Source organism: Limnobacter sp. SAORIC-690 (assembly GCF_002954425.1).
Lineage (GTDB): Bacteria > Pseudomonadota > Gammaproteobacteria > Burkholderiales > Burkholderiaceae_B > Limnobacter > Limnobacter profundi.
Genome location: NZ_MQVZ01000001.1, coordinates 360,030 through 385,537, shown reverse-complemented (window position 1 = coordinate 385,537; position 25,508 = coordinate 360,030). Strand labels below are relative to the sequence as shown.

The following is a 25,508-nucleotide window of genomic DNA, read 5'->3' as shown; positions in this document are numbered from 1 at the left end:
TTTCGGCGATGTTAATTTTTGCTAGATAGGAGGCAAACACCATGTCATTTGAAATTCTCGAGACAGAAACCCAAGGGACTGTCATTAAAGTTGTGGGTGTGGGCGGCGCAGGCGGTAACGCGGTGGCCCACATGATTGCGCAAGGCGTTCAAAACGTCGAATTCATTTGCGCCAACACCGATGCACAGGCGCTGGCAAAAACCAAAGCAAACGTGCTTATTCAATTGGGTAAAACTGGTTTGGGTGCAGGCGCAAAACCCGAGGCCGGTCGCCAGGCGGCAGAAGAAGACCGTGACCGCATTCGCGATGCCTTGCGTGGTGCGCACATGGTATTCATTACCGCAGGTATGGGCGGTGGTACAGGTACAGGCGCTGCGCCAGTGGTGGCTGAAGTTGCCCAAGAACTGGGAATTTTGACCGTGGCTGTTGTAACCAAGCCTTTTGAATTTGAAGGCACCAAACGTTGCAAGGCCGCGGAAGAAGGCCTGGAGAAATTGTCCAGCAAAGTGAATTCACTGATCATCGTGTTGAACGAGAAACTGCTGGAAGTGGTGGGCGACGATGCAACTCAGGAAGACTGCTTCATTGCAGCTGACGACGTGTTGCACAACGCATGTGCAGGCATTGCAGAAATCATCAATGTAGAAGGCAATGTGAACGTCGACTTCGAAGATGTGAAAACAATCATGTCTGAAGTGGGCAAAGCCATGATGGGTACTGCAACGGCCAATGGCCCAGACCGTGCGCGTGAAGCCGCTGAGCAGGCCATCGCTTCTCCATTGCTGGAAGGTGTGGATTTGTCGGGTGCCCGTGGTGTGTTGGTGAACATCACTTCAAGCAAGAGCCTGAAGCTGAAAGAAACCAAGGAAGTGATGAATATCATCCGCGCTTATGCGGCTGAAGATGCAACCGTGATTTTCGGTACTGCCTACGATGAAACAATGGGCGACGATTTGCGCGTGACTGTGGTTGCGACGGGTTTGGGCCGCAAAGCCGCCAAGCCCACTTTGGTACAGGCTGAACAGTACCAACCCATGGCCCGCACCGGTACGTTTGATGCGGTAAGTGGTCAGCAAGGTGAAACGGATTACGCCATTCCGGCCGTATTCCGCAACCCACGCGACAACGCCGCTTCACGGGTACAGGCCTTGCAGGACAGTGGTATGGACCGGTTTGACATTCCCGCATTTTTGCGTCGTCAGGCAGACTGAAGGTAGTGAGTTAGTCAACACAAGCGATCTGCTTTTCGAGAACATTTTCGAAAAGTGAGTGTCCTATCATTGCCCTTGGTAGTTCGGGGGTGAAGTTTGCAGTTTTGCCGAAGACTGCAAATCCGCGATCTACCCAGGGTCGCTTGTGTGGTGTATTTTTGAGGTTTTAGGAGAAGTATAAAAATGACAATCAAGATCGGTGACAAGTTGCCAAACGCAACCGTGTTTGAGTTTTTTCATGAAGAAACTGAGGGTTGCTCTTTGGGGCCCAACAAATTTGAAGTGGAAAAAGAGCTGGCCGGTAAAACGGTTGCCATCCTGGCTTTGCCAGGGGCTTACACACCAACCTGCTCCGCAAAACACGTTCCAGGATTCATCGCACACTTCGATGCGTTTAAGGCCAAGGGTGTCGATGAAATTTGGTGTATTTCCGTGAATGACGCATTCGTGATGGGCATGTGGGGCAAGTCCTTGGGCGCAGAGGGCAAGGTGCGTATGCTGGCGGACGGTTCTGCCGAGTTCACCAAGAAAATTGGCATGGAACTGGACCTGACATCTCGTGGTATGGGCGTTCGTTCCAACCGCTATTCGATGCTGGTCAAAGACGGTGTGGTAACCCAGTTCAATGTGGAAGCACCCGGTGTTTTCGAGAACAGCACCGCCGAAAAGCTGTTGTCCCAAATTTAAAAAATAACCGAGAAAACAGGGTAATTCGTGCAATTTTGCGACACTTTTACCCTTTTTTAACCCTAATTGGAGTTTGACCTCCATAAAAAATCTTGGGTTGAACTGACCGGATGGTTACACTTCGGTGACAATTCAAGGAACGTTGTGTGAAACAAAGAACCCTAAAACAAGTGTTGAGTGCCACGGGCATCGGCTTGCATTCCGGCAAGCGGGTGACCATGACGCTGCGACCCGCGCCTCCTGACACAGGCATTGTGTTCAGGCGCGTCGACCTGCCAGAGCCGGTCGATTTTCCCGTGAATGCCTTGGCCATTGGCGACACGCGCATGGCGTCCACGCTCGAGAAAGATGGTGCCAAGGTTTCCACGATCGAACACCTGATGTCTGCTTTGTGCGGGTTGGGCGTCGATAATGCTTACATTGATTTGACCGCAGTAGAAGTTCCCATCATGGATGGCAGCGCCATCTCATTCGTGTTTCTCATTCAGCAGGCGGGCTTGGTTGAACAATCTGCGCTGAAGAAATTCATTCGGGTTAAAAAGCCGGTTGAGGTTCGGGAAGGTGAGGGCGCCAGCCTGAAATACGCCAGTTTGAAGCCATACGATGGCTTCCGCTTGAAGTTTGAGATTGATTTCGGTCACCCGGCGATTGACAAGACCGGGCAAATGGTCGAGATCGACTTCTCCAGCACATCTTTTACCCGAGACATTGCCCGTGCGCGCACCTTTGGTTTCACTCAAGACGTAGAAACCTTGCGCAATTTAGGCTTGGCGCTGGGTGGCAATCTCGACAACGCGATTGTGATGGATGAGTATCGAATTCTGAACTCAGACGGATTGCGCTACGACGACGAGTTTGTGAAACACAAGGTATTGGACGCGATTGGCGATTTGTACGTCATTGGCCACCCGATTATTGGTGAATACCAAGCCTATCGTTCCGGTCACGGTTTGAACAATCAGCTGATTCGGGCCTTGATTCAAGATGCTTCAGCTTTCGAGGTGGTGACTTTCGAAAGTGTCAGGGAAACACCTACTGTATTTAGAGCAGATTGGGCAGTTGCCTAAGGGGGCAATTGTAAAATAATATTAAACACAACAAAATCTTGTGGTTTTCGGATACATTCTAGAAACTACTTGAATTTGTGGTGTTTGTTCAGGGCTTGGGTAGCCTCCTTCAATGGAGAATCTCCCAGCCGGTTTTCAAGGTCTAGCCACGCTTTTCGGGCGGCATCCGAGAAAACAGCCCTTTTTGGGCGACGCTCCAACTGCTTCGATGTCAAAGGGTTGGTTTGTATTTGTAGCTGAATTTCGTTTATATTCATGCCCGAACCCTGCAGATGTTGAATCAGGCTGGGTAAGGATTGCCTCAGGCGCGTCAGCGCCGCCGGGGTCGACACGAAAATTTTTAGTTTGTCTTTTTTGATTGGTCCAACACTAAAGGTCACGCCTCGAAGCGATGGCCAGGTGTGAATAATCTTCTCAAGCCGACGTGATTGCGCCGCTTGAGTGATTAATGAGCTGGTTTGTGGTTCCTGCATCAGGCTTGCCAAGGGAGATAATGCGGAATGCTTTGGTTTCACCGGGTGTTCTCACTAAAACCCGTTAAAAACGGGTGAATTCGGTTCGCTACGCGGATTGAGGAGGTTATACATGCAGTTAATTCTTATGCGGGGTCCTTTTTCTCGCACCAGTGTACTCAGTATAAAGACCAGCCACGTTGCTTTGTTGCTTGTTTTGCTGGTTATGTTGGCGGGGTCTTTCATGGCAGCCGGCCTATACTTGGCTGCGCGTTATGGTGAGAAGATTCCGGTCGTTCAAGATATTGTTTATTCACAACAATTGGCCAAGCACCACGATGTGGCTGAAACCGGAAGCCCCTTGGACGCCATGGCCATTCGGCTGGCCGAGATGCGTGCGCAGCTGGCCCGTCTGGATGCGGTGAGTGTGCGTTTGTTGAAATCCAATGGGCTTGACACCAAAGTCACCCTGACAGAGCAACTGGGCCAAGGTGGTTTACAACAAAAAGACGAAAAATCGCTGAATTACAGGGAAGTCAAAACGGCCATTTCCGATGTGGCCAGTCAAATTGAACGACAGGCTGATGTATTCAGCATCATCGACACCGACCTTCAAAGCGCCCGAGTCAAGTTTCTCAGTGTTCCCAACGAATCTCCCCTTCTAGACACCATCGCAGTCAGCAATTTCGGTAACCGAATTGATCCATTTACCGGCCGTCGTTCTGTTCACGAGGGTATTGACTTCATTGCCCCCACAGGCACGCCCATTTTGGCGGCCGCGGCGGGTGTAGTGGTGGATGCCAAGTGGCACCCAGGCTACGGCAACATGGTCGAAATTGAGCACAACAACAAAACCACCACGCGGTATGCTCACGCATCCAAGCTGCTGGTTAAACCCGGCGACATTGTGCGGCTTGGTCAAAAAATTGCCCTGGTGGGCAGCACCGGCCGCTCGACTGGCCCGCACCTGCACTTTGAAGTGCGCGTAGACGGTGTGCCACAAAACCCCAACAAGTTTCTGGAAAAGAACGGTCTTCCCCGTCCTGGCCCTTCAACTGTGGCCGCCTTAAACGGCTTATTCTCGGAAAGCGCTACTGTCCCGCTGGACTAGACTTCGCGTGCTAAACTTCTAGGCTGTTTTTGGAATCGATCGGACCCAAAACCCGGTCGATTGACTTTCAGGCCCCTCAAGGGTCGAACCAGCCGACATTATGATCACAGACACTCTGAAAAAGCTTTTTGGCAGCCGCAATGAACGGTTGCTAAAGACCTACCGTAAAACCGTCAACCAAATCAACGCCCTCGAGCCGACCGTTCAGGCCTTGAGCGATGACGCTTTGCGTGCGAAAACTGCCGAATTCAAAGAGCGCCTAGCCAAAGGTGACTCGCTGGACAGCTTGCTGCCCGAGGCCTTTGCCGTGGTTCGAGAGGCCAGCGTGCGGGTGTTTGGCATGCGGCACTTTGATGTGCAGCTGATCGGCGGTATGGCCCTGCATCAGGGCAAAATTTCAGAAATGCGCACAGGTGAAGGTAAAACACTGGTGGCCACCTTGCCCGCCTACCTGAATGCACTGGAAGGAAAAGGCGTTCATGTGATTACCGTGAACGACTACCTGGCTTCTCGCGATGCTGCCTGGATGGGCAAGCTCTACAGCTTTCTGGGTTTGACTGTGGGTTGTAACCTGTCCCGCATGCCACACGACCAGAAGCAGGCTGCTTATGCATCTGATATCACCTACGGCACCAACAATGAATTCGGTTTTGACTACCTGCGCGACAACATGGTGTACAGCGTGGGCGAGCGTGTTCAGCGTGGTCTGAATTACGCGATCGTCGACGAGGTGGATTCGATTTTGATCGACGAGGCGCGCACGCCCTTGATCATCTCCGGTCAGGCTGACGATCACACTGAGATGTATCGCAAACTGGACAGCCTGCCCAAGCAGCTGGTTCGAATGCAAAGCGAGCAAAAGCCCGGCGAGGAAGAGGTGCCCGGCGACTTTTACGTGGACGAGAAGGGCCACCAAATCCAGATGAGTGAAGCCGGCCATGAAAAAGCCGAACAGATCCTCAGCCAAATGGGATTGCTGCCGGAAGGCGCCAGTCTCTATGATGCAGCCAATATTTCCCTGATGCACCATGTGATGGCCGCCTTGCGCGCCCACAATCTGTTTCACAAAGACCAGCACTACGTGGTTCAAAACGGTGAAGTGATTATCGTGGATGAATTCACGGGCCGCTTGATGCCGGGTCGCCGCTGGTCGGATGGTTTGCATCAGGCCGTGGAAGCCAAGGAAGGTGTTCGTATTCAGGCCGAAAACCAGACACTGGCCTCCATCACCTTCCAGAATTATTTCAGGATGTACAAGAAGCTGTCGGGCATGACCGGCACAGCCGACACGGAAGCTTTTGAATTCCAGTCCATTTATGGTCTGGAAACCGTGATTATCCCAACGCATCGACCAATTCAGCGTAAAGATGCACAGGATAAAATTTACAAAAGCGCGCGTGAGAAATACAACGCCATTCTTGAAGACATCAAGGACTGTTACGAGCGTGGCCAACCTGTGCTGGTGGGTACCACCTCGATTGAGAATTCCGAATTAATCGCCAGTTTCCTTGAAAAAGAGAAGCTGCCTCACAACGTGCTCAACGCCAAGCAGCACGAGCGAGAGGCTGAGATTGTGGCCCAGGCTGGGCGCCCGAAAGCCATTACCATTGCGACCAATATGGCAGGCCGGGGAACCGACATTGTGTTGGGTGGCAACCTGGAGCGGGAGCTGGCCGGCATTGAAAACAATGCTGAAATTGATGAAGCAGCCAAGCCTGCCCTGATCGAGAAAGCGCGCGCAGAATGGAAGCTGCGCAATGAAGCGGTGCTGAATTCTGGCGGTTTGCACATCATTGGTTGCGAGCGCCATGAAAGCCGGCGTATCGACAACCAGCTGCGTGGCCGCGCCGGTCGTCAGGGTGATGCGGGTTCCTCGCGTTTTTACCTGTCGATGGAAGACCAGTTGCTGCGCATTTTTGCAGGTGACCGCGTGCGCGCAATCATGGAGCGCTTGAAATTGCCTGAAGGCGAGGCCATTGAGGCAGGTATTGTGTCCCGCTCAATTGAGTCTGCCCAGCGCAAAGTGGAAGGTCGCAACTTCGACATTCGCAAGCAATTGCTGGAATACGATGATGTGTCCAACGAGCAACGCAAAATCATTTACGCGCAGCGCAATGAAATTCTGGAATCAGCCGAAATTCGCGAAACCATTGGCAACTTGCGGCATGGCGCGCTGGAGGCTGTGTTCCGTGAGTACATTCCTGAGGAGTCCGTTGAAGAGCAATGGGATCTGGAAGGTTTGGAAACCGTATTGCGCAATGAGTACCAGCTTGAGGCCACTTTGCGCCAATGGCTGGAAGAGGATGCCAAAAGCTCGGACGAAGATTTCCTGAAGCGCATTCTTCAAATGGCCGACGAAATCTACGAAGCCAAGGTTCAATTGGTCGGTGTGGATTCCTTCGCCAAGTTTGAAAAAACATTGCTTTTGCAAAGCATTGACACGCACTGGCGTGAACACCTGGCTGCACTGGATTACCTGCGCCAAGGCATTCACTTGCGCGGTTATGCCCAGAAAAACCCCAAGCAGGAATACAAGCGCGAAGCCTTTGAGTTGTTTGGTGCCTTGCTGAACCGAGTGCGCGACGAGGTGGCCAAAGTCTTGTTGACGGTGCGAGTTCAATCTGCGGAGCAAGTGCAGCAAGCGGAGCAACAGCTGGAGCAAGAAGCTGCTGCGCATTTGGACAATATGCAGTACCAGCACCCGGATGCCAGTGGTGACGGGGACCAGTCTGCTGAAGCAGAGCGTTCCGCTGCGCCAGCCAACGTTCCTCGCCGCGTGAGTGAAAAGGTGGGTCGTAACGATCCTTGCCCCTGTGGTTCCGGCAAGAAGTACAAGCAGTGCCACGGAAAAATTTCCTGAAAATATTGAAATAGTCGCGCGAAACGCGCAAGCCGAGGAGTTGATTGCCATGCCTGTGAATTTGAATGTACCTGCTGCTGATTCCTTGTTTCCAGTCGCCGGTTTGGACATGGGTTATGCCATGGCCCAAATTCGCAAACCCAACCGAAAGGATGTCTTGGTGGTGCGTGTGGCAGAGGGCAGCAGTGTGGCGGGTGTGTTTACGAAAAACCGCTTTTGTGCCGCCCCGGTTCAGGTATGCCAAGCCCATTTGAAAGCAGGCAAGGGTATTCGTGCCCTGGTGGTGAACACCGGTTGCGCCAATGCGGGCACGGGCGAACGTGGTTTGTCTGATGCACGTGCAACCACGGCCAAAGTGGCCGAGTTGCTGGGTGTTCAGCCTGAGCAAGTGCTGGTGTTTTCAACTGGCGTCATTCTTGAAAACCTGCCCATGGATCGCCTGTTGTTGGGCATTGATCAGGCGGTTGCAGGTTTGGGCAAAGCCGATTGGCTGGATGCCGCCACCTCAATCATGACCACCGACACCTTGCCCAAAGCCAGCAGCCGCAAGCTGAAAGTGGGTGCAGGTGAAATTGCAATCACAGGGGTTTCAAAGGGTGCAGGCATGATTCGCCCCAATATGGCCACCATGCTGGGTTACCTGGCCACCGATGCAGCCATTGCACAGCCTGTGTTGGAAAAGTGGACTACAGCCATGGCGGATGCCTCATTCAATCGAATCACCATTGATGGCGATACATCGACGAATGACAGCTTTGTGGTGATCGCCACAGGCAAAAGCAAGGCTGTGAATATTGAAACCGGCAATGAGCCAGAAGCTGCAGCCGTATTCGAGGCACTGAAGGCCGAGTCGATCAAGCTGGCCCAGGCAATTGTTCGCGATGGCGAGGGTGCCACCAAATTCATCACTGTGAAAGTTGAGCAGGCCGGCAGTGAAGAAGAGGCGCTGAAAGTGGCTTACGCCATTGGCCATTCTCCTTTGGTGAAAACTGCGTTTTTCGCGTCAGACCCCAACCTGGGCCGTATTTTGGCGGCTGTGGGTTATGCCGGCATTGATGACCTCGACCAAACCAAAATTCAACTGTATCTGGGCGATGTCTATGTGGCCCAAAATGGCGGCCGCCACCCCGATTATCGGGAAGAGCAAGGCCAGGCCGTGATGAACGACGCCGAAATTACCGTGCGCGTTCAATTGGGGCGTGGCAACGCCAGCACCACCGTGTGGACCACAGACTTTTCGCATGAGTACGTCACCATCAATGCGGACTACCGCAGTTAACACGGCTGCGCGATGAGCACCCAACACAACGACACCAAAGCGATTCTCGAGCAGCTTGGCCGTATCGCCCAAGCCTTGGAGCAGGGGGTGATGAAAGCCCCCACGAACTGGAATGCCTCCACTGCTTTTCGCCTGCATCACAGGGCGGGCCAATTGCGCCTTGAACCAGTAAAAACAGTCGAGTCGCTGGATGCGGCTGTGCTGAAAAACATTGGCCCCCAACTTGAGAAGGTGGACCAGAACACCCACCAGTTCGTGAAAGGTTTGCCCGCCAACAACGTGTTGCTCACAGGTGCGCGTGGCACCGGCAAGTCAAGCTTGGTGCGTGCCATGTTGAGCCGCTACGCGCCCCAGGGTTTGCGCCTGATCGAGGTTGACAAAACAGACCTGCTGTTTTTGCAAGATGTGGTTGACCTGGTCAACGGCAGACCTGAACGTTTTGTTGTGTTTTGTGACGATCTGTCTTTTGAGGAAGGCGAGGCTGGCTACAAGGCATTGAAAAGTGTATTGGATGGCTCTATTGCGGGCACATCGGACAACGTGTTGATTTACGCCACATCAAACCGCCGCCATTTGCTGCCGCAAATGATGAAAGACAACCTTCAAACCCAGCACATGGACAATGGCGAAATTCGTCCCGCCGAAGGCATTGAAGAAAAGGTATCGCTGTCAGACCGATTCGGTGTGTGGGTATCTTTTCATGCATTCAATCAGGATGAGTACCTGGCCGCTGTGCAGGTGTGGCTGGAGCATTTCAACATGCCTTACACTGATGAGGCTCGCCACATCGCACTTCGATGGACCATTGAGCGCGGTAGCCGCAGTGGCCGCCTGGCCTATCAGTTTGCCAAGCATTGGGCCGGCTCAAAAGGTTTATAAGCCGAGTGACAACTTACCCTGTAAAACCCCGAATTGATGTGGCAGTGGCTGTGGTATTCAATGCCGGCGGCCAGGTGCTGTGGGGTTGTCGGCCAGAAGGTAAACCTTATGCCGGTTACTGGGAGTTTCCAGGTGGCAAGGTAGAGCCAGACGAAACAGTTTGGCAGGCCTTGGTGCGTGAACTGAAAGAAGAACTCGACATCACTGCCCTTGAAGGTGGCCCTTGGTTCCGCATAGAACACGACTATGAGCATGCCAACGTGCGTTTGCACCTGTACCGTGTGTGGCGTTTTGAAGGCAGCCCCAAGTCGCTGGAGAACCAGCGCTTCACATGGGCCAGCCTTGACAGCTCAGACCTGTCTCCGATTCTGCCAGCCACTGAACCCTTGCTGCCCAAATTGGCCCAGCCCACGGTGATGGCACTAAGCAACTACGAGGCCGGGTTTGAGGCCTGTGCCCAGCGACTTGAGAGGGGATTGAGCAACATCAAGACGCCGATTTATATCCAGTTTCGCGAAAAGGCCCTGAGCGGCAATGCCTTGATTCAGGCCTTCGAGCACTGTTATGGTTTGTGCCAGAAAACCGGGCAGGCGATGTTATTGAATTCGGATACCTGGCTAAACCTGCGTGAGCATCTAGACGCTTTGCCATGTCCGCTGCATTTGACGCAAGCGCATTTGCTGTCGGGTCAGTTTCAGGATTTGCAGTGTGCTGGTGCTTCTGTACACGATACTGACAGCTTGAGAATTGCTTTTGATCGCAGCTTGACTTATGCCGTGTTGGGTGCGGTGAAACCAACTCCCTCGCATCCTGGGCAACCGGGTTTGGGTTGGGAGAAGTTTCTTGAATCAGCACAAGGTGCGCGTTTGCCAGTGTTCGCGATCGGTGGCTTGGCTGCCGAAGATATTCGGGACGCTCATTTGCATGGTGCCCATGGAATTGCCATGCTTAGCCAGTTCGGGCTTGGCTGAGCAACATTGCAAATGGCAAGTTACAGGTTACACAGTCTGATCTTGAACTCAATAGGTTCCAGGTAGGGGTTGTTTTTACTGACACCGTTGGCATTTGGAATGTTGAATCGAATCCACAACATGTACTTGTTGGCGCTGAATTCAGGCACTACTTCCAGATCGCTTGGCAAATCAACCCGCAACAACTGAAATGTTTTGCCGCTCATTTGCTGGGTGTAGTTGCCTTGCTCGGCAGTCACCATGCTCATTTCGCCACTGTGGCGCAAAATTTTCAGTACCAATTCAATGGCTTTGGCCAAGGGCCGCATGGGTTCAAACCAGGCCTCAATGTCGACACGACGTGCCTGGGCTGAACGGGATTGCCAGCGGTGGTAGCCGGGCAAATCAAATTCACAAACGCCGCCTGGAATGGTGCAGCGGCTGCGAATAATCATCAGGAATTCATTGTCGCGCAGATGGTAGCCCAATCGACCGTTGCATTGATTCAGTTGCGTGGCGGTGGAATCAATGCTGGCCAGCGTTTCTTCGAGCATGTGGCGATCGACGCCCGGGTGACCGCGAAATTGAACCAGCGATGCGCGCTGCCGGTCGAGTTCCTGGAGCAGATCACTTTTAAGATCAGCTCTTGAGCCGACTTCGATGATTTCAAACAGGGTAAGCAGGGCGGTGTGATGGTCCAGTCGATGGTCTTGCGACATGAAGAAGCCGAATTTGGCGAATAAATCTTCAAGGCGCAACAGGGTACGAATTCTCTCGTTGAGTGGAAACTCGTATGTGGTGATTTGAGTGACCGGATTGGTGGTCTGTTGTTCGTCTGTAACTTGAGTCACCGAGCCATCGCAATTAAAAGGAACATCAGGTGTGATTGTGGCGCACCTGTGGTTTTCATGCAAATAGCAAGGTCATTTTTGCGCTTTTTTTATTAATTTTTGGTGCATAAAGTCGATTTTTTCAATCAGTTCAGCTAGATCGCCATTGTTTTGGATCAGCTGCGTTGCACCTTCCAATCGCGTCTCTCGCGTGGCCTGGTTCTGTATCACCGCGCGCACTTGCGTTTCCGGCCAGCCATTGCGTTCAATCACCCTTTGAACCTGCTGTTCTACCGGGCAATCGACCACAATAATTTCATCCATCAGTTCACCCCAGCCGCCCTTTTCAAACAACAAAGGCACTACCAGCAGAAAGTAAAGCGGGGCTCCGGCGTCCAGTTGCTGCTGAACAAGCTGACGAATTTTTGGATGAAGGATTTTTTCCAGTGCAATTCTTTGTTCAGGTTCTTTGAACACCAAAGCCCGTATGTAGTCGCGGTTCATGCTGCCGTCAGGAAGCAGGGCTTCATGACCAAACGCCTTTTGTATTTCAGGCATGGCAAGCCCCCCTGCCTTTGTCAGGCTGTGGGCAATTTCGTCGGTGTCAATGACGGTGGCGCCTAAGGTTTGAAGCCGGTTGGAAACCGCGGTTTTCCCCGATCCAATTCCACCGGTTAGGCCCACCACCAGTTGCTTGGGTTTGTTTAAGGCAATGTGCATCGCTTGTTTAAATCCATTTGGTCAGGTCGAAGCCCGCCATCCAGGCCAGTGCGCCCATGACCAGGCACGGGCCAAAGGGAAAGGCATCGGTTTTTTTCTTTCCGCGAATGGTTTGAATGATCAGGCCGAACACAATACCCGACACGGAGGCAAACAACACCACGCTAAACAGAGAGGTGATACCCATCCAGGCACCAATTGCAGCCAGCAGCTTGAAATCGCCGTACCCCATGCCTTCCTTGCCGGTGGCCAGTTTGAAAAGTTGGTAAATCAGCCACAGCACTAGGTAACCCATGGCCGCACCGGAGACAGCACTGGCCAGCGGCACAAATTCTGCAAATAGATTAAACAGCAAACCAGCCCACAACAGAGGAAGGGTAATGCTGTCGGGCAACAGGTAAGTGTCAAGGTCAATGAGCGCCAGCACCAACAAGCTGGCTGCAAACGCCATCAGGGCCAGAGCCACAACACCGGGCGGGTTAAGCAAGGCAATGGCCAGAAAAAGACCCCCGCACAGCAGCTCAACCAGCGGGTAGCGCATGGAGATACGGCTTGAACAATGCGCACATTTGCCACGCAAAAGGAGGTAGGAGATCACGGGAATGTTGTGCCAGGCTTTCAAAGGCGTTTTACAGGCCGGGCAATGGGAGGCCGGCAGAAACAGGTTAAAGCGCGGAAATTCCTCGGGTTCGCGGCCTTGGGCTTCGGCCAGGTCGGCATCCCACGCGCGTTGCATCATGATAGGCAAGCGATGGGCCACCACATTCAGCAAAGACCCAATGCACAGCCCCAGCAGCGCGCTCAGCACAAGCCATTGGGCGGGATCCATACTATTCAGTGCGGTCAAACAATATCTCCCATATTGAAGATCGGCATGTACATGCCCACGATCAGTACGCCCACCAGTATGCCAATAACGCACATGATCATGGGCTCCATGACGGTGGACAGTGTATCCACTTTGTCATCCAGATTGGTTTCATATTGGTTGGCCAGTCGTTCAAGCATCGAGTCCATCCTGCCCGACTCCTCTCCAATGCGGATCATCTGGATGGATTCTGGTGGGAATAGCCGACTGTTTTCCATGCTATCGGAAACCCGGCCACCCGAGGCAACGGCTTGCCGTATTTCAAGCGTGGCTTCCTGAAAGCTTCGAATTTGGGACACACTGGCCACAGATTCCAGTGCAGAGGTGATGGGTACGCCCGATGCACTCAACGTTGCGAAAGTACGTGTCCAACGGGCATGAACAGCTGTTTTCATCAGGTCGCCAATCAAAGGTACGCGTAACAGCAGTATGTCCATTGAGTTTTTGAATTTTTGATTTCGACGGTACATCTGCAACAGGCTGTAAACCCCCAAGCCCAATGCAGCAAGCAGAATCAATCCATACTCTTGAAGAAAATCGGAGGCTTTCAGCAAAAGGGTGGTGAGCAAAGGCAGTTCGGCTTTGAACTGCGAATAAATAGCCTTGAACGAGGGCAATACAAACAGCAACATGCCCACGGTAACGCCAACGGCCACGAGCACCACAATGCTTGGGTAAATCATGGCCTTGCGCACTTTTTGTCGAATTCGCAACGTTTTTTCAATGTGGGTGGCCAGTCGCCCCAGTGCGGCGTCCAGTTCGCCCGCATTTTCGCCGGCAGCCAGGGTGTTACAAAACAGGTTGTCGAAACAGCGGGGGTGTTTGCGCATGGCATCGCTGAGTTTCAAACCACTTTCCACATCAGCACGAATGGCCCTCACCACGGTTTGAATTGTCCGTTTGGATTTGCTGGTCATGCCGCCTGCAATCAAACCGAGGCTTTGTCCCAGCGGGACACCTGACTGGATCATGACCGCAAGCTGCCTGACAAAAGAGGCCACCAAGACCAATGGAATTTTGCTGCCGCTGTAAGGTTTTGCTTTTCGAAGCGAGCTGGCTTTAACACCTTGTCGGCTGAGCTGGTAACGGGCATGGTCGATTGACCTGGCCCGGATTTCGCCGGACCGTGCCTTTTGTGCCTTGCCTTTGGGTTTCTCCGTCCACAAAAACAGCAGTTCCCCTGAAGGGGGTTTCTCTCTCAGGTTTGCATTCATTGCGCGCGCTCGCAGGCAGATTAATCGGCTTTTGTCGCGCTCAGAATTTCTTCAATGCTGGTGATGCCCAAGCGAACTTTGGCAACGCCCGATTCGCTCATGCTGGCAATGCCCTCTTGGCGGGCAAGGCGCTCCAAGTCGAGCGCGGATGCACCCGAAATGATCAGTTCCTGCATGGCCTCGGATACGGGTAACACTTCATAAATCCCGGTGCGACCTGAGTATCCTGTGCCATTGCAGGCCTCACAGCCCACCGCGCAGAAGGGTGTCCAATCCTCTTGGGGGACCTCTTTCAACAGACCTGAAGTGGTTAATGCCTGTAGCCCTAGCGGGTGCGGTGACTTGCAATTGCACAGTTTTCGCACCAGCCGTTGCGCAATAATCAGGCTGACAGAGGAGGCGATGTTGAAGGTTTCAACGCCCATGTTTTTTAAGCGAATGATGGACGACACGGCATCGTTGGTGTGCAAGGTGGACAGTACCTTGTGACCCGTTTGTGACGCCTTGATTGAAATATCGGCTGTTTCAAGGTCGCGGATTTCACCGACCATAATGACGTCGGGATCCTGGCGCAGCAGGGCTCGCAGGGCTTTGGCAAAGGTCAAGCCGATCCGCTCGTTGATGTTGACCTGGTTGATTCCCGGCAGGTTGATTTCCGCAGGGTCTTCGACAGTGCTGATGTTGATGGAATCGTTGTTCAGCATTTGCAGAAAGGTATACAGCGACACCGTTTTGCCGCTACCCGTGGGGCCAGTGACCAGAATCATGCCGTGTGGTTTCGCCAAGGCTTTTTCAACAGCCGCACGCTGGGTGTTGTCAAAACCGAGTTGCTCAAGCTTCAGCAGTGATTTGCTGGAGTCGAGCAAACGCATCACGATTTTCTCACCAAACAGGGTGGGCAGCGTACTGACCCGGAAGTCGATTTTGCGTTCATCGGCCCCCAGGGTCAGTCGAATGCGGCCGTCTTGGGGTACCCGGGTTTCGGTGGTATTCAAGCGGCTCATGATCTTGATTCGCGCCGCAATTTTTGATTTTGCGGCGAGCGGCGGCTGCGAGGTTTCCTGAAGCACGCCGTCGATTCGGAATCGAACCCGGTAACTTTTCTCATAGGGTTCAAAGTGAATGTCGGAGGCACCTTTTTTTCAGGGCATCACTGAGCACTCTCTGAACGAATCGCACAATGGGCGCATCGTCGACATCTGGCGAAGCTTCCTCGTTGTTCGAATTACCTGCATCTGATTCAACCTCGGTCAGCAGGCTTTCATCCATGCCCTGAGAGGGGTCGTTTTTCTCTATCCGGTTGAGTAACTTGTCATATTCAACCACGACAGGCTCCACCTGCAGTTGAGTACGAAATTTCAGTTGCTGAATGGTACTCAGGTCGGTTGGGTCGGCCATGGCTACACTGAGCGAGCCGTGGCGGCGATTCAATACAAAAGCCTCCAGCCCCTTCTCAGCTTGAATCAAATCTGACTCAAGGCCTTCGCGGGTATCGTCAAACTGGCTGAGGTCGAGCAAAGGGTAGCCAAAATGCTGCGAAACGGTGCTGGCCAAAAGCTCGGCACTCACCAATCCGTTGTTCACAATCCACTCGGCCACTGAACGGCCTTGGGCTTCCTCGGCGGTCAATTGCTCCAGCTGGGCATTGTCCAGAATTCCTTTGGCGGTCAGTGCCCGCACAAGCCCCGAGCTTTTGACAATTGCACTACTGATGCTCATAGATCAAGGTCCTTGAAAGTGAACGGTTTGGATCAACAGCTGTATTGCCCAACTATGCGTATTCAGTATGTACTTATCAATCACCTAGGCGGATGTTTTTCATGCAGATCAACTGTTGCGATTCACCGCAACATCGCACAACATGGCCAGTGCTTCGGTGTAAGGATTGCCGGTCAGCGTCCCTAGGCGGGTTTTGGCCGATTCGGAAAGTGCCTGTGCCTTGTCTCGGGTGTAGGCCAGCGAGCCGGTCTGCTCAATGCTTGCCATGATGGCGTTGACATCCTGAGTGCCACCGTTGGCAATTGCGTCCCGAATTTGGGTTTGTACTTGCGGTGCAGCATGTTGCATCGCATGAATCAGGGGCAGGGTGGGTTTGCCTTCACGAAGGTCGTCGCCCACGTTTTTGCCCAAAGCAGCACTTTCTCCTGCGTAGTCGAGCACGTCGTCGATCAGCTGAAAAGCGCTGCCTACTTCTGCGCCAAATCGACCCAGGTTGGCGACCGCCTCCTTGCTTTGACCGGTCACAATGCCCGCCAGACGGCACGATGCCTCAAATAGCTTCGCGGTTTTGAAGTCGATGACTTGCATGTATCGAGCTTCAGTGACATCGGGGTCTTTGCAGTTCAACAACTGCAATACTTCGCCTTCAGCGATGGTGTTGGTGGCTTCCGACAGCACGTCCATGACGTCCATCAAGCCAATTTTTACCATCATCTGAAACGAGCGGGAGTACAGGAAGTCGCCCACCAGCACCGCAGCAGAATTTCCGTACTCGGCATTGGCAGTCAGGCGCCCTCGGCGCATGTCTGATTCATCGACCACATCGTCGTGCAGCAGTGTGGCCGTGTGAATGAATTCAACAATTGCTGCCAATTCAATGGCTTGCTGCATTTGTTGCGGGTTGGCGCCCAGTGCCCGGGCTGTCAAAATGACCAATGCGGGGCGCAGGCGTTTTCCACCTGCGTTGATGATGTAATCGCTGATCTGGTTGATCAGGCTGACCTCGGAGTGCAGACTTGTTCGAATAACCTGATCAAGTTGCTGCATGTCGGCCGCGATGGGGGACAACACACTTTTCACACTGGGCGCTGGGCTGGGCATGGGTTCACTGCATGTCTGGATGATTTATGTTGCGCATATTGTACTTGAGGGTGTTTGCCAAAAGCCGCGTTTCGTGAGCAGAATGAACGATGAATGATCACAAGGCTTTGACAACATTGCACTTTCCAAGCATAATTGCGGGCTATCCGAATTTTTTCGGGTTTATATCATTGAAAGTTTAGAGGTCAACTATGTACGCGGTCATAAAAACCGGTGGTAAACAATACAAGGTTATCGCTGGTGAAAAACTTAAAGTAGAACAGATACCTGCTGACATTGGCCAAGAAATCTCTCTGGACGAAGTGCTTGCCGTTGGTAGCGGTGACACCGTAAAAGTGGGTACTCCACTGGTTCAAGGGGCTTCGGTCAAGGCAGTTGTTTTGGCACACGGTCGTCACGACAAAGTGAAGATCTTCAAGATGCGTCGTCGCAAGCACTATCAAAAGCGTCAAGGCCATCGCCAGAACTTCACTCAAATCCAGATCCAAGCCATCAACGCTTGATAGAGGAGAATGACTCATGGCAAGTAAGAAAGGCGGCGGCTCTACGCGCAACGGACGTGACTCAGAAGCCAAGCGACTGGGTGTGAAGGTGTTTGGCGGTCAGGCAATCAATGCCGGCGGCATCATCATTCGCCAACGCGGTACACGTTTTCATGCTGGCGACAACGTCGGCATGGGCAAAGATCACACATTGTTTGCACTGACAGACGGTCAGGTGCAGTTCTCAGTGAAAGGCGCCTTGCGTCGCAAAACTGTGAGCGTGGTCAGCGAGGGTTAATCCTTCGTTTGCACCGCACACCGTGCTTGGTCCAATAGCCCTGCATTGCAGGGCTATTTTCGTTTTGGGCCAGGTGCATTCGTTTTTAAAGTAAATCGGCACAGCTGTCGGGCGCGGTCGTTAGGCGCAGTTATCAGGAACAAGCATGAAATTCATCGACGAAGCAACAATTGAGGTGTTCGCAGGCAAGGGCGGTAATGGCTCTGGCAGCTTTCGTCGCGAAAAATTCATTCCGAAAGGTGGGCCAGATGGCGGCGATGGCGGCAAGGGCGGTAGCGTGTTTGCCGAAGCCGACCGCAACCTGAATACCTTGATTGACTATCGCTTTTCAAAACAACACCGGGCCAAAGGCGGTGAAAATGGCCGTGGCTCCGATTGTTATGGCGCAGCCGGCCCTGACATTGTTTTGAAAATGCCGGTTGGCACCACCATTGTGAATGCTGAAACCGGCCTGGTTGTAGCTGACCTTACTGAGCATGGTCAGCAAGTGTTGATTGCCAAGGGCGGCGATGGCGGCTTGGGCAACATTCACTTCAAAAGCAGTGTGAACCGGGCACCACGCCAGTTTACCAAGGGCAAAGACGGTGAGTCCGCCCGCTACAAGCTGGAATTGAAGGTGCTGGCCGATGTGGGTTTGCTGGGCATGCCCAACGCTGGTAAATCGACCTTGATTGCCGCAGTGTCAAATGCTCGCCCGAAAATTGCAGACTACCCTTTTACCACCCTGCACCCTAACCTGGGTGTGGTGCGCATTGGGCATGCGCAAAGCTTCGTGATCGCCGATGTGCCAGGTTTGATCGAAGGTGCCGCCGAAGGTGCAGGCTTGGGCCACCAGTTTTTGAAGCATTTGAGCCGAACCCGTGTGCTGTTGCACCTGGTCGACTTGGCCCCTTTCGATGAAAACGTAGACCCAGTGTACGAGGCTGCGGCTATCGTGGAGGAATTGCGCAAATACGACGAAGACCTTTGGGCCAAGCCACGCTGGCTGGTGTTGAACAAAATCGACATGATTGCGGAAGAGGACAGGAAAGCGAAATCGACGATTTTGTTACCCGCTACCGCGAGAAAACAGGTTGGCAGGGCCAGGTTCACCCCATTTCGAGTTTGACTGGTGAGAACACGGCGAACTTGATGCGTTCGGTGTACGAAAACCTCGTGCAGCAAATGCAGGTTGAGTTTCCGCCCGAGCCTGACGCTCGCTTTCGCGAAAGCACAGGTACACTCATCAATCCTCAAGAAACTGGCGACGATCAGGAGTAATTTCCGTGGCAGAGAAATCTCTGGCAAATCAACGTGTAGTAGTTAAAGTGGGCAGCTCCCTGGTCACCAAAGGTGGAAAGGGCGTGGACATGGAGTCCATACGCGCCTGGGCAGCGCAAATCGCTGAATTAACCAATCAGGGCTGCGAGGTGGTGCTGGTGTCCTCGGGCGCAATTGCCGAGGGCATGAAACGCTTGAAATGGGCCAAGCGCCCGCGCGAAATTCATGAGCTTCAAGCCGCTGCTGCGGTGGGGCAAATGGGTTTGGTTCACGCCTATGAAATAGGCTTTGCTGAACATGGCCTGGTGTGCGCGCAGGTGCTGCTAACCCATGCCGATCTGGCGGATCGCGAACGTTACCTGAATGCACGTTCCACCCTGTATTCCTTGTTGGGCCACAAAGTGGTGCCCATCATCAATGAAAACGACACCGTGGTCACTGACGAAATTCGCTTTGGTGACAACGACACCTTGGGTGCCTTGGTCACCAACTTGGTGGAAGCGGACACCTTGGTTATTTTGACCGATCAAGTGGGCCTGTACAGCGCCGACCCCCGCAAAAACCCGGATGCCAAATTCATCCACGAAGAAACCGCGGGCAACCCAGAGCTTGAAAAAATGGCAGGCGGTGCTGGCAGCAGTGTAGGCACTGGTGGCATGATCACGAAAATTCTGGCGGCCAAGCGCGCCGCACGAAGTGGTGCTGCAACAGTAATTGCCAGTGGGCACGAGCCCAATGTGCTCGTTCGCCTCATGAAGGGCGAAGCTGTGGGTACCTACCTGAAAGCACCGCTGGGCCGCCTGGCTGCGCGAAAGCAGTGGATGGCCGACCATTTGAAATTGAAAGGCTCACTCCTGCTGGATGCGGGTGCCGCAGAGGCTTTGCGCAAGAAAAAGGGCAGCCTGCTTCCCATTGGTGTCACCGGTTGTCAAGGCAATTTTCAACGTGGTGATGTAGTCGCCTGTTTAAGCCCTGAGGGCGACGAGGTGGCGCGTGGCCTGGTGAACTATGCGGCTGCTGAGGTCAAAAAAATTGCCAAGCAACCCACCAGCGCGATAGAGTCCATCCTTGGTTATCTGGATGAACCTGAGCTGATTCACCGCGACAACATGGTGGTATTGGCCTAACACGAATTGGAGTGCGCCTATGGAACTGTCGATGTGGAAAAACAGCGGGCAGTTATTTGAATGGAAAGGCCACTCCATATTTGTGCAAGACACAGCCGCCGCCAACAAACCTGTTCTGCTGCTCATTCATGGTTTTCCCACCGCCAGTTACGACTTCCATTTGCTATGGCCTGAACTGGCCGAAACTCATCGCCTGATTGCATTCGACATGCTGGGCTATGGCTATTCTGACAAGCCGCGCACCTGGCGGCATTCCATTTTTAATCAGGCCGACATTGCAGAAGCTTTGCTGAAAAGCAAAGGGGTTGAAGAATGCTCGATGATTACGCATGACGTGGGTGACACGGTGGGGCAAGAGCTATTGGCCCGACATGCGGAGGGAAAGCTGAGTTTTCGCCTGCGGCGCGTGGTGATGCTCAACGGCGGGCTTTTTCCAGAAACACACCGCGCCATTCTGGTCCAAAAACTGCTGCTCAGTCCTCTGGGCTTTGTATTCACACGCTTCATGAAAAAGGAAAAGTTGGCTGCCAGCCTTCGCAGCGTATGCTCGGAAGGGCTGAGCGATGCCGACATTGATGCGGCGTGGACGTTGATGGCCCACAAAAAAGGAAACTTGTGCATGCACCTGCTGATTCAGTACATGCGTGAGAGGCGAGAAAACCGCGATCGTTGGGTGCAAGCCTTGCAGAAAGCCGACATGCCATTTGCACTGATCGACGGTGTCGAAGATCCCATTTCCGGCGAACACATGGTGCAGCGCTTCGAGGAACTGGTGCCTAGCAAACAAACCATTCGACTGGCTGGTTTGGGGCACTATCCGCATTTGGAAGACGCGGCGAAAGTGTTGACTGTTTTAAAGCCGTTGCTTGCGCACTAGCCCGATTTTGATTAACCCAAAATAGTGGTTTTTGCTCTGCATTATCTCTGTTGATACGCTTCGCCTTTTCTTAAGGGGTAGCCATGTCATACGAGGCGGATTACGAATTTCTTTCCAAATTAGAGGGCGGGTGCAGAACCGGCGGCTACATACCTGATTTGGAAAAAAGTAAAAGCGGAGTAACCGTTGCCACAGGCTTTGATTTGGGCGCACGTAACGAGGATGATCTACGTCGACTTGGTATTCAGGGTTCTTTGTTTAAAAAGTTGGCACCTTATCTTGGGCTGAAAAAGCATGACGCTGCCAGGAAACTCGAGAAAAGCCCGCTAAGCATCTCTACGACCGAATGTCTACAAATTGATCAAGTGGTTAAAACCCATTATTTAACGCAACTGGCCAAACGTTATAACAACGCAATTTCAAGCAGTGCCACGAAATTCGAAGATCTAAAGCCTGAGTTTCAAACTGTAATTACCTCGGTATCTTTTCAACATGGGCTGGAATTGGCCCGATCCGCACCCAAGTTTTGGGCTTCGGTCGTCGCTCAGGATTGGAAGCTGGCAGTCAAAATACTTCGCAATTTCGAGGATCAATACCCCACAAGAAGAAATAAAGAAGCGGACTTAATGGAGAAGGCACTTTGAGAAACTACCTGCTATCTTTCGTTGCTGCGCTTATTGGTTGTTCAAGTGCCGAATCCCCGCAAAACGATTATTTCTGGCTTGATCCAAATGTGCAGGAGAAAGTACAAAACTCATCCGAGGAGCTATTAATTTCTAGACCTCTGCTTGAATTGACCAATGGCAGTACCGTAAGCAACTGTGAACAATATTTCCGACATGAAGGTGGTGTTGCCGAGTCGGCAGCGAACTACGCTGCACGCTCGCATTATTTGATCTGCGATGCATTGAAGCTGGCTGAAACATGGCCGCCAAAGCCCGACGGCAAGCCGCTTGATGAAGACCTGTCCTTGTGTTCAAGCTTAAATTTGACCAGTTTCAGGCATTCTCTTCGACCACGTATTGAAGCGGATGGCGCCACGCTGACCCAATTGTTTGGCGAGGAAGCGATACAGGGATTGAATACCTGTAGTTTCCAAGGAGAGGGTCGAAATTTTGTCCTGAATGCGGTTTTGCTTGTTCAGGAAAAGGAAAGGCCAAAAAGGATGTGGGTGTGGGTGATTGATGAAATATTGGACGCGAGTTATCGCTCTTATGTTCCGGTGTGGTTTGTTTTCGACGAGTCCAAAAGCATGTGGATTGCTACCCAATAAAAACGCGAACCAAGTGGTTCGCGTTTTTTATGTCGACTCAGGTTTTTCTTGGGTTTCCTCGGTTTTAACGGCGGGTTCCCAGTGATCTCCCCTTGGCAGTCGCTTGGGTCATTTCTGGAAAACAGCAGTTTGGCCAACTCTCCCAATGCTTGTTTGTACACTTCCCGTTTGAAATCAATTACGTTTTCAAGTGGAACCCAATACTCGTTCCAACGCCAGGCATCAAATTCGGGGTGTTCAGTGGCCCGCAGGCTGACATCACAATCCCTTCCAACCAATTTCAGCAAAAACCAGATTTGTTTCTGGCCTTTGTAGCTTCCCCGCCATTCCCGTCGAATCCAGTGATCAGGCACGGTGTACCGCAACCAATTCCTGGTTCTTCCTATAATTTCAACATGTTCTGGCAACAGGCCAACTTCTTCGTGGAGTTCCCGGTACATGGCTTGTTCAGGCGATTCGCCATGTTTAATCCCGCCCTGCGGAAATTGCCAGGAATGTTCACGAATTCGCTTACCCCAAAAGACCTGCTTTCGGGAATTGGTCAAAATAATGCCGACGTTGGGACGGTAGCCTTCTTTATCAAGCATACGCGCCCCGCAGATTTCTTTACAATTCAGAGTCATTATAAGCACGAGCTTGCGTTTGTACACCTAGGGTATCCGCGCTGCGAGCGGATAAAAGTACAATCGCTGTTCTAACCAATTCATTACTCACGAGTTTTTTGCAAATGCGCGCCACCCAGTTTTTTTTGAATACCCTGAAAGAAGCCCCTGCTGACGCTGAAGTGATTAGCCATCAACTGATGATGCGGGCTGGCATGATCAAGCGTTTGGCCGGTGGCATTTACACCTACATGCCCGTGGGGCTGCGCTCCATTCGCAAGGTAGAAAATATTGTTCGCGAAGAAATGAACCGCGCGGGTGCTCTTGAATTGCTAATGCCCGCTGTTCAACCCGCTGAGCTTTGGCAAGAAAGTGGCCGCTGGGAAAAGTATGGGCCCGAGCTGCTGCGTTTGAAGGACCGTCATGACCGTGATTTCGTGATTGGCCCTACACACGAAGAAGTGATTACCGATGTGGTACGCAAGGAAGTGAAAAGCTACCGCCAGTTGCCCTTGAACCTGTATCAGATTCAAACCAAGTTTCGCGATGAAATTCGCCCACGTTTTGGCGTGATGCGCGGCCGCGAATTCGTGATGAAAGACGCGTATTCATTCGACCGTACTCAAGAAGCTGCCCTGAAAACCTACGATGTCATGTACGACGCGTACCGCCGTATTTTTACACGCCTGGGATTGAACTTTCGTGCAGTGAATGCCGACACCGGTTCAATTGGCGGCAACCGCAGCCATGAGTTTCACGTGATTGCCGACACGGGTGAAGATGCAATTGCGTATTGTCCAAGTTCAGATTATGCCGCCAATGTGGAGCTGGCTGAAGCGGTTTGCACCGCGCAGCGCCCAGCCGCCAGCAAGGCAATCGACAAGGTGCACACTCCCGGTAATTCAACCTGTGAAGCCGTTGCAGCGCAGTTGGGTTTGCCTTTGACCGCAACGGTGAAGAGCGTGGTGTTTGCCAACGAGTGGCTGGATAAAAATGAAACCAAGCCGGCCAAGAAGGTACAAATTGTATTGGCACTGGTGCGCGGCGACCATGAAGTGAATGACATCAAGCTTGGCAAGCTGACCGGTGTACAAGAGCTGCGCTTGGCCACAGAAGCTGAAATTGTTGCTGCGTTTGGCACCCAACCCGGTTATTTGGGTCCCGTTGGCTTGAAAGGCGAGGTGCGGGTTGTGGCTGATCGCAGTGTCGCCGCCATGGGTGATTTTGTGTGCGGTGCCAACGCCGCAGACTATCACTACGCTGGCGTGAATTGGGGCCGTGATTTGCCTGAGCCCGAGGTGGCTGATATTCGAAATGTGGTTGAGGGCGATCCCTCGCCGGATGGCAAAGGTGTACTGGCCATGTGCCGTGGCATTGAAGTGGGCCATGTGTTTTATTTGGGCACCAAATACTCTGAAGCCCTGCAAGCCAAGTTTCTGGATGAAAACGGCAAGCCCGCAGTGATCGAAATGGGTTGTTATGGCATTGGTGTTACCCGTATTTTGGGTGCAGCCATTGAGCAAAACTTTGACGACCGCGGCATTATTTGGCCATTGAGCATCGCGCCTTTTGAAGTGGTGTTGTGCCCGATTGGCTACAAGAAAAGCGAAGAAGTGAAGGCTCAGGCCGACAAGCTTTATCAGATGCTGAAAGACGCTGGCGTGGATGTGATGCTGGACGACCGCGATGAGCGGCCAGGTGTGATGTTCGCTGATTGGGAGTTGATCGGCGTGCCGCTGCGGGTTACCTTGGGTGACCGTGGCCTGAAAGAAGGCAAAGTGGAGTTTCAGTCTCGCGATGGCAAGGTTGAAAAACGCGATGTCGAAGTTGGGGAAATTTTTGAGCAGTTGCGTGTTGAACTTGCCAGCAGGCAAGTCAGTTTGTAATCCGTTTGCCCGGTTGGCCTGCAGTGCCCGCCGGGCGCTTGCGCTGGCTATGGCTGTATTGGCTGTCGCTGGTGTTGGTTCGCCAGTTTTTGCCAATCAGCAGTACGAACCCATGGCGGACCATGTTCGCCTGGCGCTTCGCACCGCCTTGAGTGCCCCAGCGGCACCACGTCCAATTTTTGATTCCGTCGGCCATCGAATTGACTGGATGGCCGAGATGTCGCGCCGCTTGGCCCGCCGTGTTCCCGATTTCACCGAGCGAACAGAACTCATCAAGATTATTCGCTATGAAGCGCAGCGAGTTGGCATTGACCCTCAAATTATTTTCGCCCTGATTGAAGTAGAGAGTAACTTTCGAGCCGATGCGGTTAGCCATGCCGGGGCCATTGGCTTGATGCAGGTGATGCCGTTTTGGACTGATGTGTTATCGAGGGGAAGTTCTCGTGAGTTGTTCGAACCGCGAGTGAATATTCGTTATGGTTGCCTTATTTTGCGGCATTACCTCGACATTGAAAAAGGCAATCTGGACCGGGCCTTGGGGCGTTACAACGGCAGCCTTGGAAAAATGACCTATCCCAACCTGGTGTATGACCGTTTGGATCGGAATTGGGGCTACAGCTATGTTGAACCTCCGAAGCCTGCGCCTCGAATTGCGGGTGATTTTTGAGCTGAACTTGAAGGTTCGCCGTTTCGATTTATTGCCCACTTCGCGTGGGTTGTTTGTGTCGCACTGGACCGGTGACTTGGGAGCTGAA

General features: G+C 52.7%; 23 protein-coding genes and 2 pseudogenes. 17 read left to right on the top strand and 8 right to left on the bottom strand.

What is annotated here, in order from left to right; all coding sequences use genetic code 11:
- Positions 1–41: 41 nt before the first annotated feature.
- From ftsZ to lpxC, 3 genes are all read left to right on the top strand, one after another.
- Positions 42–1,211, top strand: a complete 1,170-nt coding sequence (ftsZ, locus tag BSZ31_RS01750) for a cell division protein FtsZ (RefSeq protein ID WP_008250414.1) — start codon at positions 42–44, stop codon at positions 1,209–1,211.
- 183 nt (positions 1,212–1,394) lie between these two features.
- Positions 1,395–1,898 (top strand): peroxiredoxin, encoded by a 504-nt coding sequence (locus tag BSZ31_RS01745; protein WP_105027276.1) that lies wholly within the window; start codon positions 1,395–1,397, stop codon positions 1,896–1,898.
- A 146-nt stretch (positions 1,899–2,044) separates the two neighbouring features.
- Entirely contained in the window at positions 2,045–2,965 is a 921-nt protein-coding gene (gene lpxC / locus BSZ31_RS01740; RefSeq protein WP_105027275.1) for a UDP-3-O-acyl-N-acetylglucosamine deacetylase, read from the top strand.
- 65 nt (positions 2,966–3,030) lie between these two features.
- Here lpxC and BSZ31_RS16665 read toward each other — a convergent pair whose 3' ends face one another.
- Complete coding sequence (locus BSZ31_RS16665; protein WP_146106554.1) at positions 3,031–3,222, bottom strand: hypothetical protein; 192 nt, start codon at positions 3,220–3,222, stop codon at positions 3,031–3,033.
- A gap of 439 nt (positions 3,223–3,661) precedes the next feature.
- Between BSZ31_RS16665 and BSZ31_RS01730 the strand changes: the two genes are divergently transcribed.
- The 5 genes from BSZ31_RS01730 (at position 3,662) to BSZ31_RS01710 (ending at position 10,517) form a co-directional block, all read left to right on the top strand.
- A complete protein-coding gene (locus tag BSZ31_RS01730; RefSeq protein WP_168426805.1) occupies positions 3,662–4,528 on the top strand; it encodes a M23 family metallopeptidase in 867 nt (288 codons plus the stop codon).
- A gap of 100 nt (positions 4,529–4,628) precedes the next feature.
- Positions 4,629–7,388: a preprotein translocase subunit SecA gene (gene secA, locus BSZ31_RS01725; RefSeq protein ID WP_105027272.1), complete on the top strand. Its 2,760-nt coding sequence runs from the start codon at positions 4,629–4,631 to the stop codon at positions 7,386–7,388.
- A gap of 49 nt (positions 7,389–7,437) precedes the next feature.
- Positions 7,438–8,667 (top strand): bifunctional glutamate N-acetyltransferase/amino-acid acetyltransferase ArgJ, encoded by a 1,230-nt coding sequence (argJ, locus tag BSZ31_RS01720; RefSeq protein WP_105029700.1) that lies wholly within the window; start codon positions 7,438–7,440, stop codon positions 8,665–8,667.
- A 12-nt stretch (positions 8,668–8,679) separates the two neighbouring features.
- A complete protein-coding gene (locus BSZ31_RS01715; RefSeq protein WP_105027271.1) occupies positions 8,680–9,546 on the top strand; it encodes an ATP-binding protein in 867 nt (288 codons plus the stop codon).
- A gap of 5 nt (positions 9,547–9,551) precedes the next feature.
- Complete coding sequence (locus tag BSZ31_RS01710; RefSeq protein ID WP_168426804.1) at positions 9,552–10,517, top strand: Nudix family hydrolase; 966 nt, start codon at positions 9,552–9,554, stop codon at positions 10,515–10,517.
- A gap of 20 nt (positions 10,518–10,537) precedes the next feature.
- Here BSZ31_RS01710 and zapD read toward each other — a convergent pair whose 3' ends face one another.
- The 6 genes and pseudogenes from zapD to BSZ31_RS01680 form a co-directional block, all read right to left on the bottom strand.
- The gene (zapD, locus tag BSZ31_RS01705) at positions 10,538–11,299 is read right to left on the bottom strand and encodes a cell division protein ZapD (RefSeq protein WP_369907277.1); all 762 of its coding nucleotides are present in this window, start codon (positions 11,297–11,299) and stop codon (positions 10,538–10,540) included.
- A gap of 120 nt (positions 11,300–11,419) precedes the next feature.
- A complete protein-coding gene (coaE, locus tag BSZ31_RS01700; RefSeq protein WP_105027268.1) occupies positions 11,420–12,046 on the bottom strand; it encodes a dephospho-CoA kinase in 627 nt (208 codons plus the stop codon).
- A 7-nt stretch (positions 12,047–12,053) separates the two neighbouring features.
- A complete protein-coding gene (locus BSZ31_RS01695; RefSeq protein WP_206018523.1) occupies positions 12,054–12,893 on the bottom strand; it encodes an A24 family peptidase in 840 nt (279 codons plus the stop codon).
- The gene (locus BSZ31_RS01690) at positions 12,890–14,128 is read right to left on the bottom strand and encodes a type II secretion system F family protein (protein WP_105027266.1); all 1,239 of its coding nucleotides are present in this window, start codon (positions 14,126–14,128) and stop codon (positions 12,890–12,892) included. Before BSZ31_RS01690 ends, BSZ31_RS01695 begins: the two co-directional genes overlap by 4 nt.
- Positions 14,129–14,148: 20 nt before the next feature.
- Positions 14,149–15,847 (bottom strand): annotated as a pseudogene (gene pilB, locus BSZ31_RS17715) (type IV-A pilus assembly ATPase PilB).
- A 108-nt stretch (positions 15,848–15,955) separates the two neighbouring features.
- On the bottom strand, positions 15,956–16,948 hold the full coding sequence (locus tag BSZ31_RS01680) for a polyprenyl synthetase family protein (protein ID WP_105027265.1): 993 nt from the start codon (positions 16,946–16,948) through the stop codon (positions 15,956–15,958).
- Positions 16,949–17,139: 191 nt separating this feature from the next.
- Here BSZ31_RS01680 and rplU point away from each other — a divergent pair, with 191 nt between their 5' ends.
- From rplU to BSZ31_RS16660, 7 genes and pseudogenes are all read left to right on the top strand, one after another.
- On the top strand, positions 17,140–17,451 hold the full coding sequence (gene rplU / locus BSZ31_RS01675; RefSeq protein ID WP_105027264.1) for a 50S ribosomal protein L21: 312 nt from the start codon (positions 17,140–17,142) through the stop codon (positions 17,449–17,451).
- A 16-nt stretch (positions 17,452–17,467) separates the two neighbouring features.
- Positions 17,468–17,728, top strand: coding sequence for a 50S ribosomal protein L27 (rpmA, locus tag BSZ31_RS01670; RefSeq protein WP_105027263.1), 261 nt, complete (start codon positions 17,468–17,470; stop codon positions 17,726–17,728).
- A 145-nt stretch (positions 17,729–17,873) separates the two neighbouring features.
- Positions 17,874–18,988 (top strand): annotated as a pseudogene (gene obgE, locus BSZ31_RS01665) (GTPase ObgE).
- Between the two features lie 5 nt (positions 18,989–18,993).
- On the top strand, positions 18,994–20,115 hold the full coding sequence (gene proB, locus BSZ31_RS01660; RefSeq protein ID WP_105027262.1) for a glutamate 5-kinase: 1,122 nt from the start codon (positions 18,994–18,996) through the stop codon (positions 20,113–20,115).
- A 19-nt stretch (positions 20,116–20,134) separates the two neighbouring features.
- Positions 20,135–20,992: an alpha/beta fold hydrolase gene (locus BSZ31_RS01655; RefSeq protein WP_105027261.1), complete on the top strand. Its 858-nt coding sequence runs from the start codon at positions 20,135–20,137 to the stop codon at positions 20,990–20,992.
- An 83-nt stretch (positions 20,993–21,075) separates the two neighbouring features.
- Positions 21,076–21,636 carry a pesticin C-terminus-like muramidase gene (locus BSZ31_RS01650; protein ID WP_105027260.1) on the top strand — a complete coding sequence of 187 codons (561 nt, stop codon included), beginning with the start codon at positions 21,076–21,078 and terminating at the stop codon, positions 21,634–21,636.
- Complete coding sequence (locus tag BSZ31_RS16660) at positions 21,633–22,265, top strand: hypothetical protein (protein ID WP_146106553.1); 633 nt, start codon at positions 21,633–21,635, stop codon at positions 22,263–22,265. Before BSZ31_RS01650 ends, BSZ31_RS16660 begins: the two co-directional genes overlap by 4 nt.
- Here BSZ31_RS16660 and BSZ31_RS01645 read toward each other — a convergent pair.
- Positions 22,205–22,852, bottom strand: coding sequence for an RNA pyrophosphohydrolase (locus BSZ31_RS01645; protein ID WP_105027259.1), 648 nt, complete (start codon positions 22,850–22,852; stop codon positions 22,205–22,207). The genes BSZ31_RS16660 and BSZ31_RS01645 overlap by 61 nt on opposite strands.
- A 140-nt stretch (positions 22,853–22,992) precedes the next feature.
- On the opposite strand from BSZ31_RS01645, the gene BSZ31_RS01640 reads away from it, so the two are divergent.
- Entirely contained in the window at positions 22,993–24,753 is a 1,761-nt protein-coding gene (locus tag BSZ31_RS01640) for a proline--tRNA ligase (RefSeq protein WP_105027258.1), read from the top strand.
- Positions 24,722–25,420: a transglycosylase SLT domain-containing protein gene (locus BSZ31_RS01635; RefSeq protein WP_240605621.1), complete on the top strand. Its 699-nt coding sequence runs from the start codon at positions 24,722–24,724 to the stop codon at positions 25,418–25,420. The genes BSZ31_RS01640 and BSZ31_RS01635 overlap by 32 nt, the downstream gene beginning before the upstream one ends.
- Positions 25,421–25,508 lie beyond the last annotated feature (88 nt).

What these genes read in the sequence shown, in the direction of transcription:
- coaE (WP_105027268.1), bottom strand. Translation starts at nt 12,046, where the DNA reads ATGCACATTGCCTTAAACAAACCCAAGCAACTGGTGGTGGGCCTAACC.
- argJ (WP_105029700.1), top strand. Translation starts at nt 7,438, where the DNA reads ATGCCTGTGAATTTGAATGTACCTGCTGCTGATTCCTTGTTTCCAGTC.
- BSZ31_RS01650 (WP_105027260.1), top strand. Translation starts at nt 21,076, where the DNA reads ATGTCATACGAGGCGGATTACGAATTTCTTTCCAAATTAGAGGGCGGG.
- BSZ31_RS01640 (WP_105027258.1), top strand. Translation starts at nt 22,993, where the DNA reads ATGCGCGCCACCCAGTTTTTTTTGAATACCCTGAAAGAAGCCCCTGCT.
- BSZ31_RS01745 (WP_105027276.1), top strand. Translation starts at nt 1,395, where the DNA reads ATGACAATCAAGATCGGTGACAAGTTGCCAAACGCAACCGTGTTTGAG.
- rplU (WP_105027264.1), top strand. Translation starts at nt 17,140, where the DNA reads ATGTACGCGGTCATAAAAACCGGTGGTAAACAATACAAGGTTATCGCT.
- BSZ31_RS01730 (WP_168426805.1), top strand. Translation starts at nt 3,662, where the DNA reads ATGGCAGCCGGCCTATACTTGGCTGCGCGTTATGGTGAGAAGATTCCG.
- BSZ31_RS01690 (WP_105027266.1), bottom strand. Translation starts at nt 14,128, where the DNA reads ATGAATGCAAACCTGAGAGAGAAACCCCCTTCAGGGGAACTGCTGTTT.
- BSZ31_RS01655 (WP_105027261.1), top strand. Translation starts at nt 20,135, where the DNA reads ATGGAACTGTCGATGTGGAAAAACAGCGGGCAGTTATTTGAATGGAAA.
- rpmA (WP_105027263.1), top strand. Translation starts at nt 17,468, where the DNA reads ATGGCAAGTAAGAAAGGCGGCGGCTCTACGCGCAACGGACGTGACTCA.
- BSZ31_RS01680 (WP_105027265.1), bottom strand. Translation starts at nt 16,948, where the DNA reads ATGCCCAGCCCAGCGCCCAGTGTGAAAAGTGTGTTGTCCCCCATCGCG.
- BSZ31_RS01645 (WP_105027259.1), bottom strand. Translation starts at nt 22,852, where the DNA reads ATGCTTGATAAAGAAGGCTACCGTCCCAACGTCGGCATTATTTTGACC.
- BSZ31_RS01715 (WP_105027271.1), top strand. Translation starts at nt 8,680, where the DNA reads ATGAGCACCCAACACAACGACACCAAAGCGATTCTCGAGCAGCTTGGC.
- BSZ31_RS16665 (WP_146106554.1), bottom strand. Translation starts at nt 3,222, where the DNA reads ATGAATATAAACGAAATTCAGCTACAAATACAAACCAACCCTTTGACA.
- secA (WP_105027272.1), top strand. Translation starts at nt 4,629, where the DNA reads ATGATCACAGACACTCTGAAAAAGCTTTTTGGCAGCCGCAATGAACGG.
- ftsZ (WP_008250414.1), top strand. Translation starts at nt 42, where the DNA reads ATGTCATTTGAAATTCTCGAGACAGAAACCCAAGGGACTGTCATTAAA.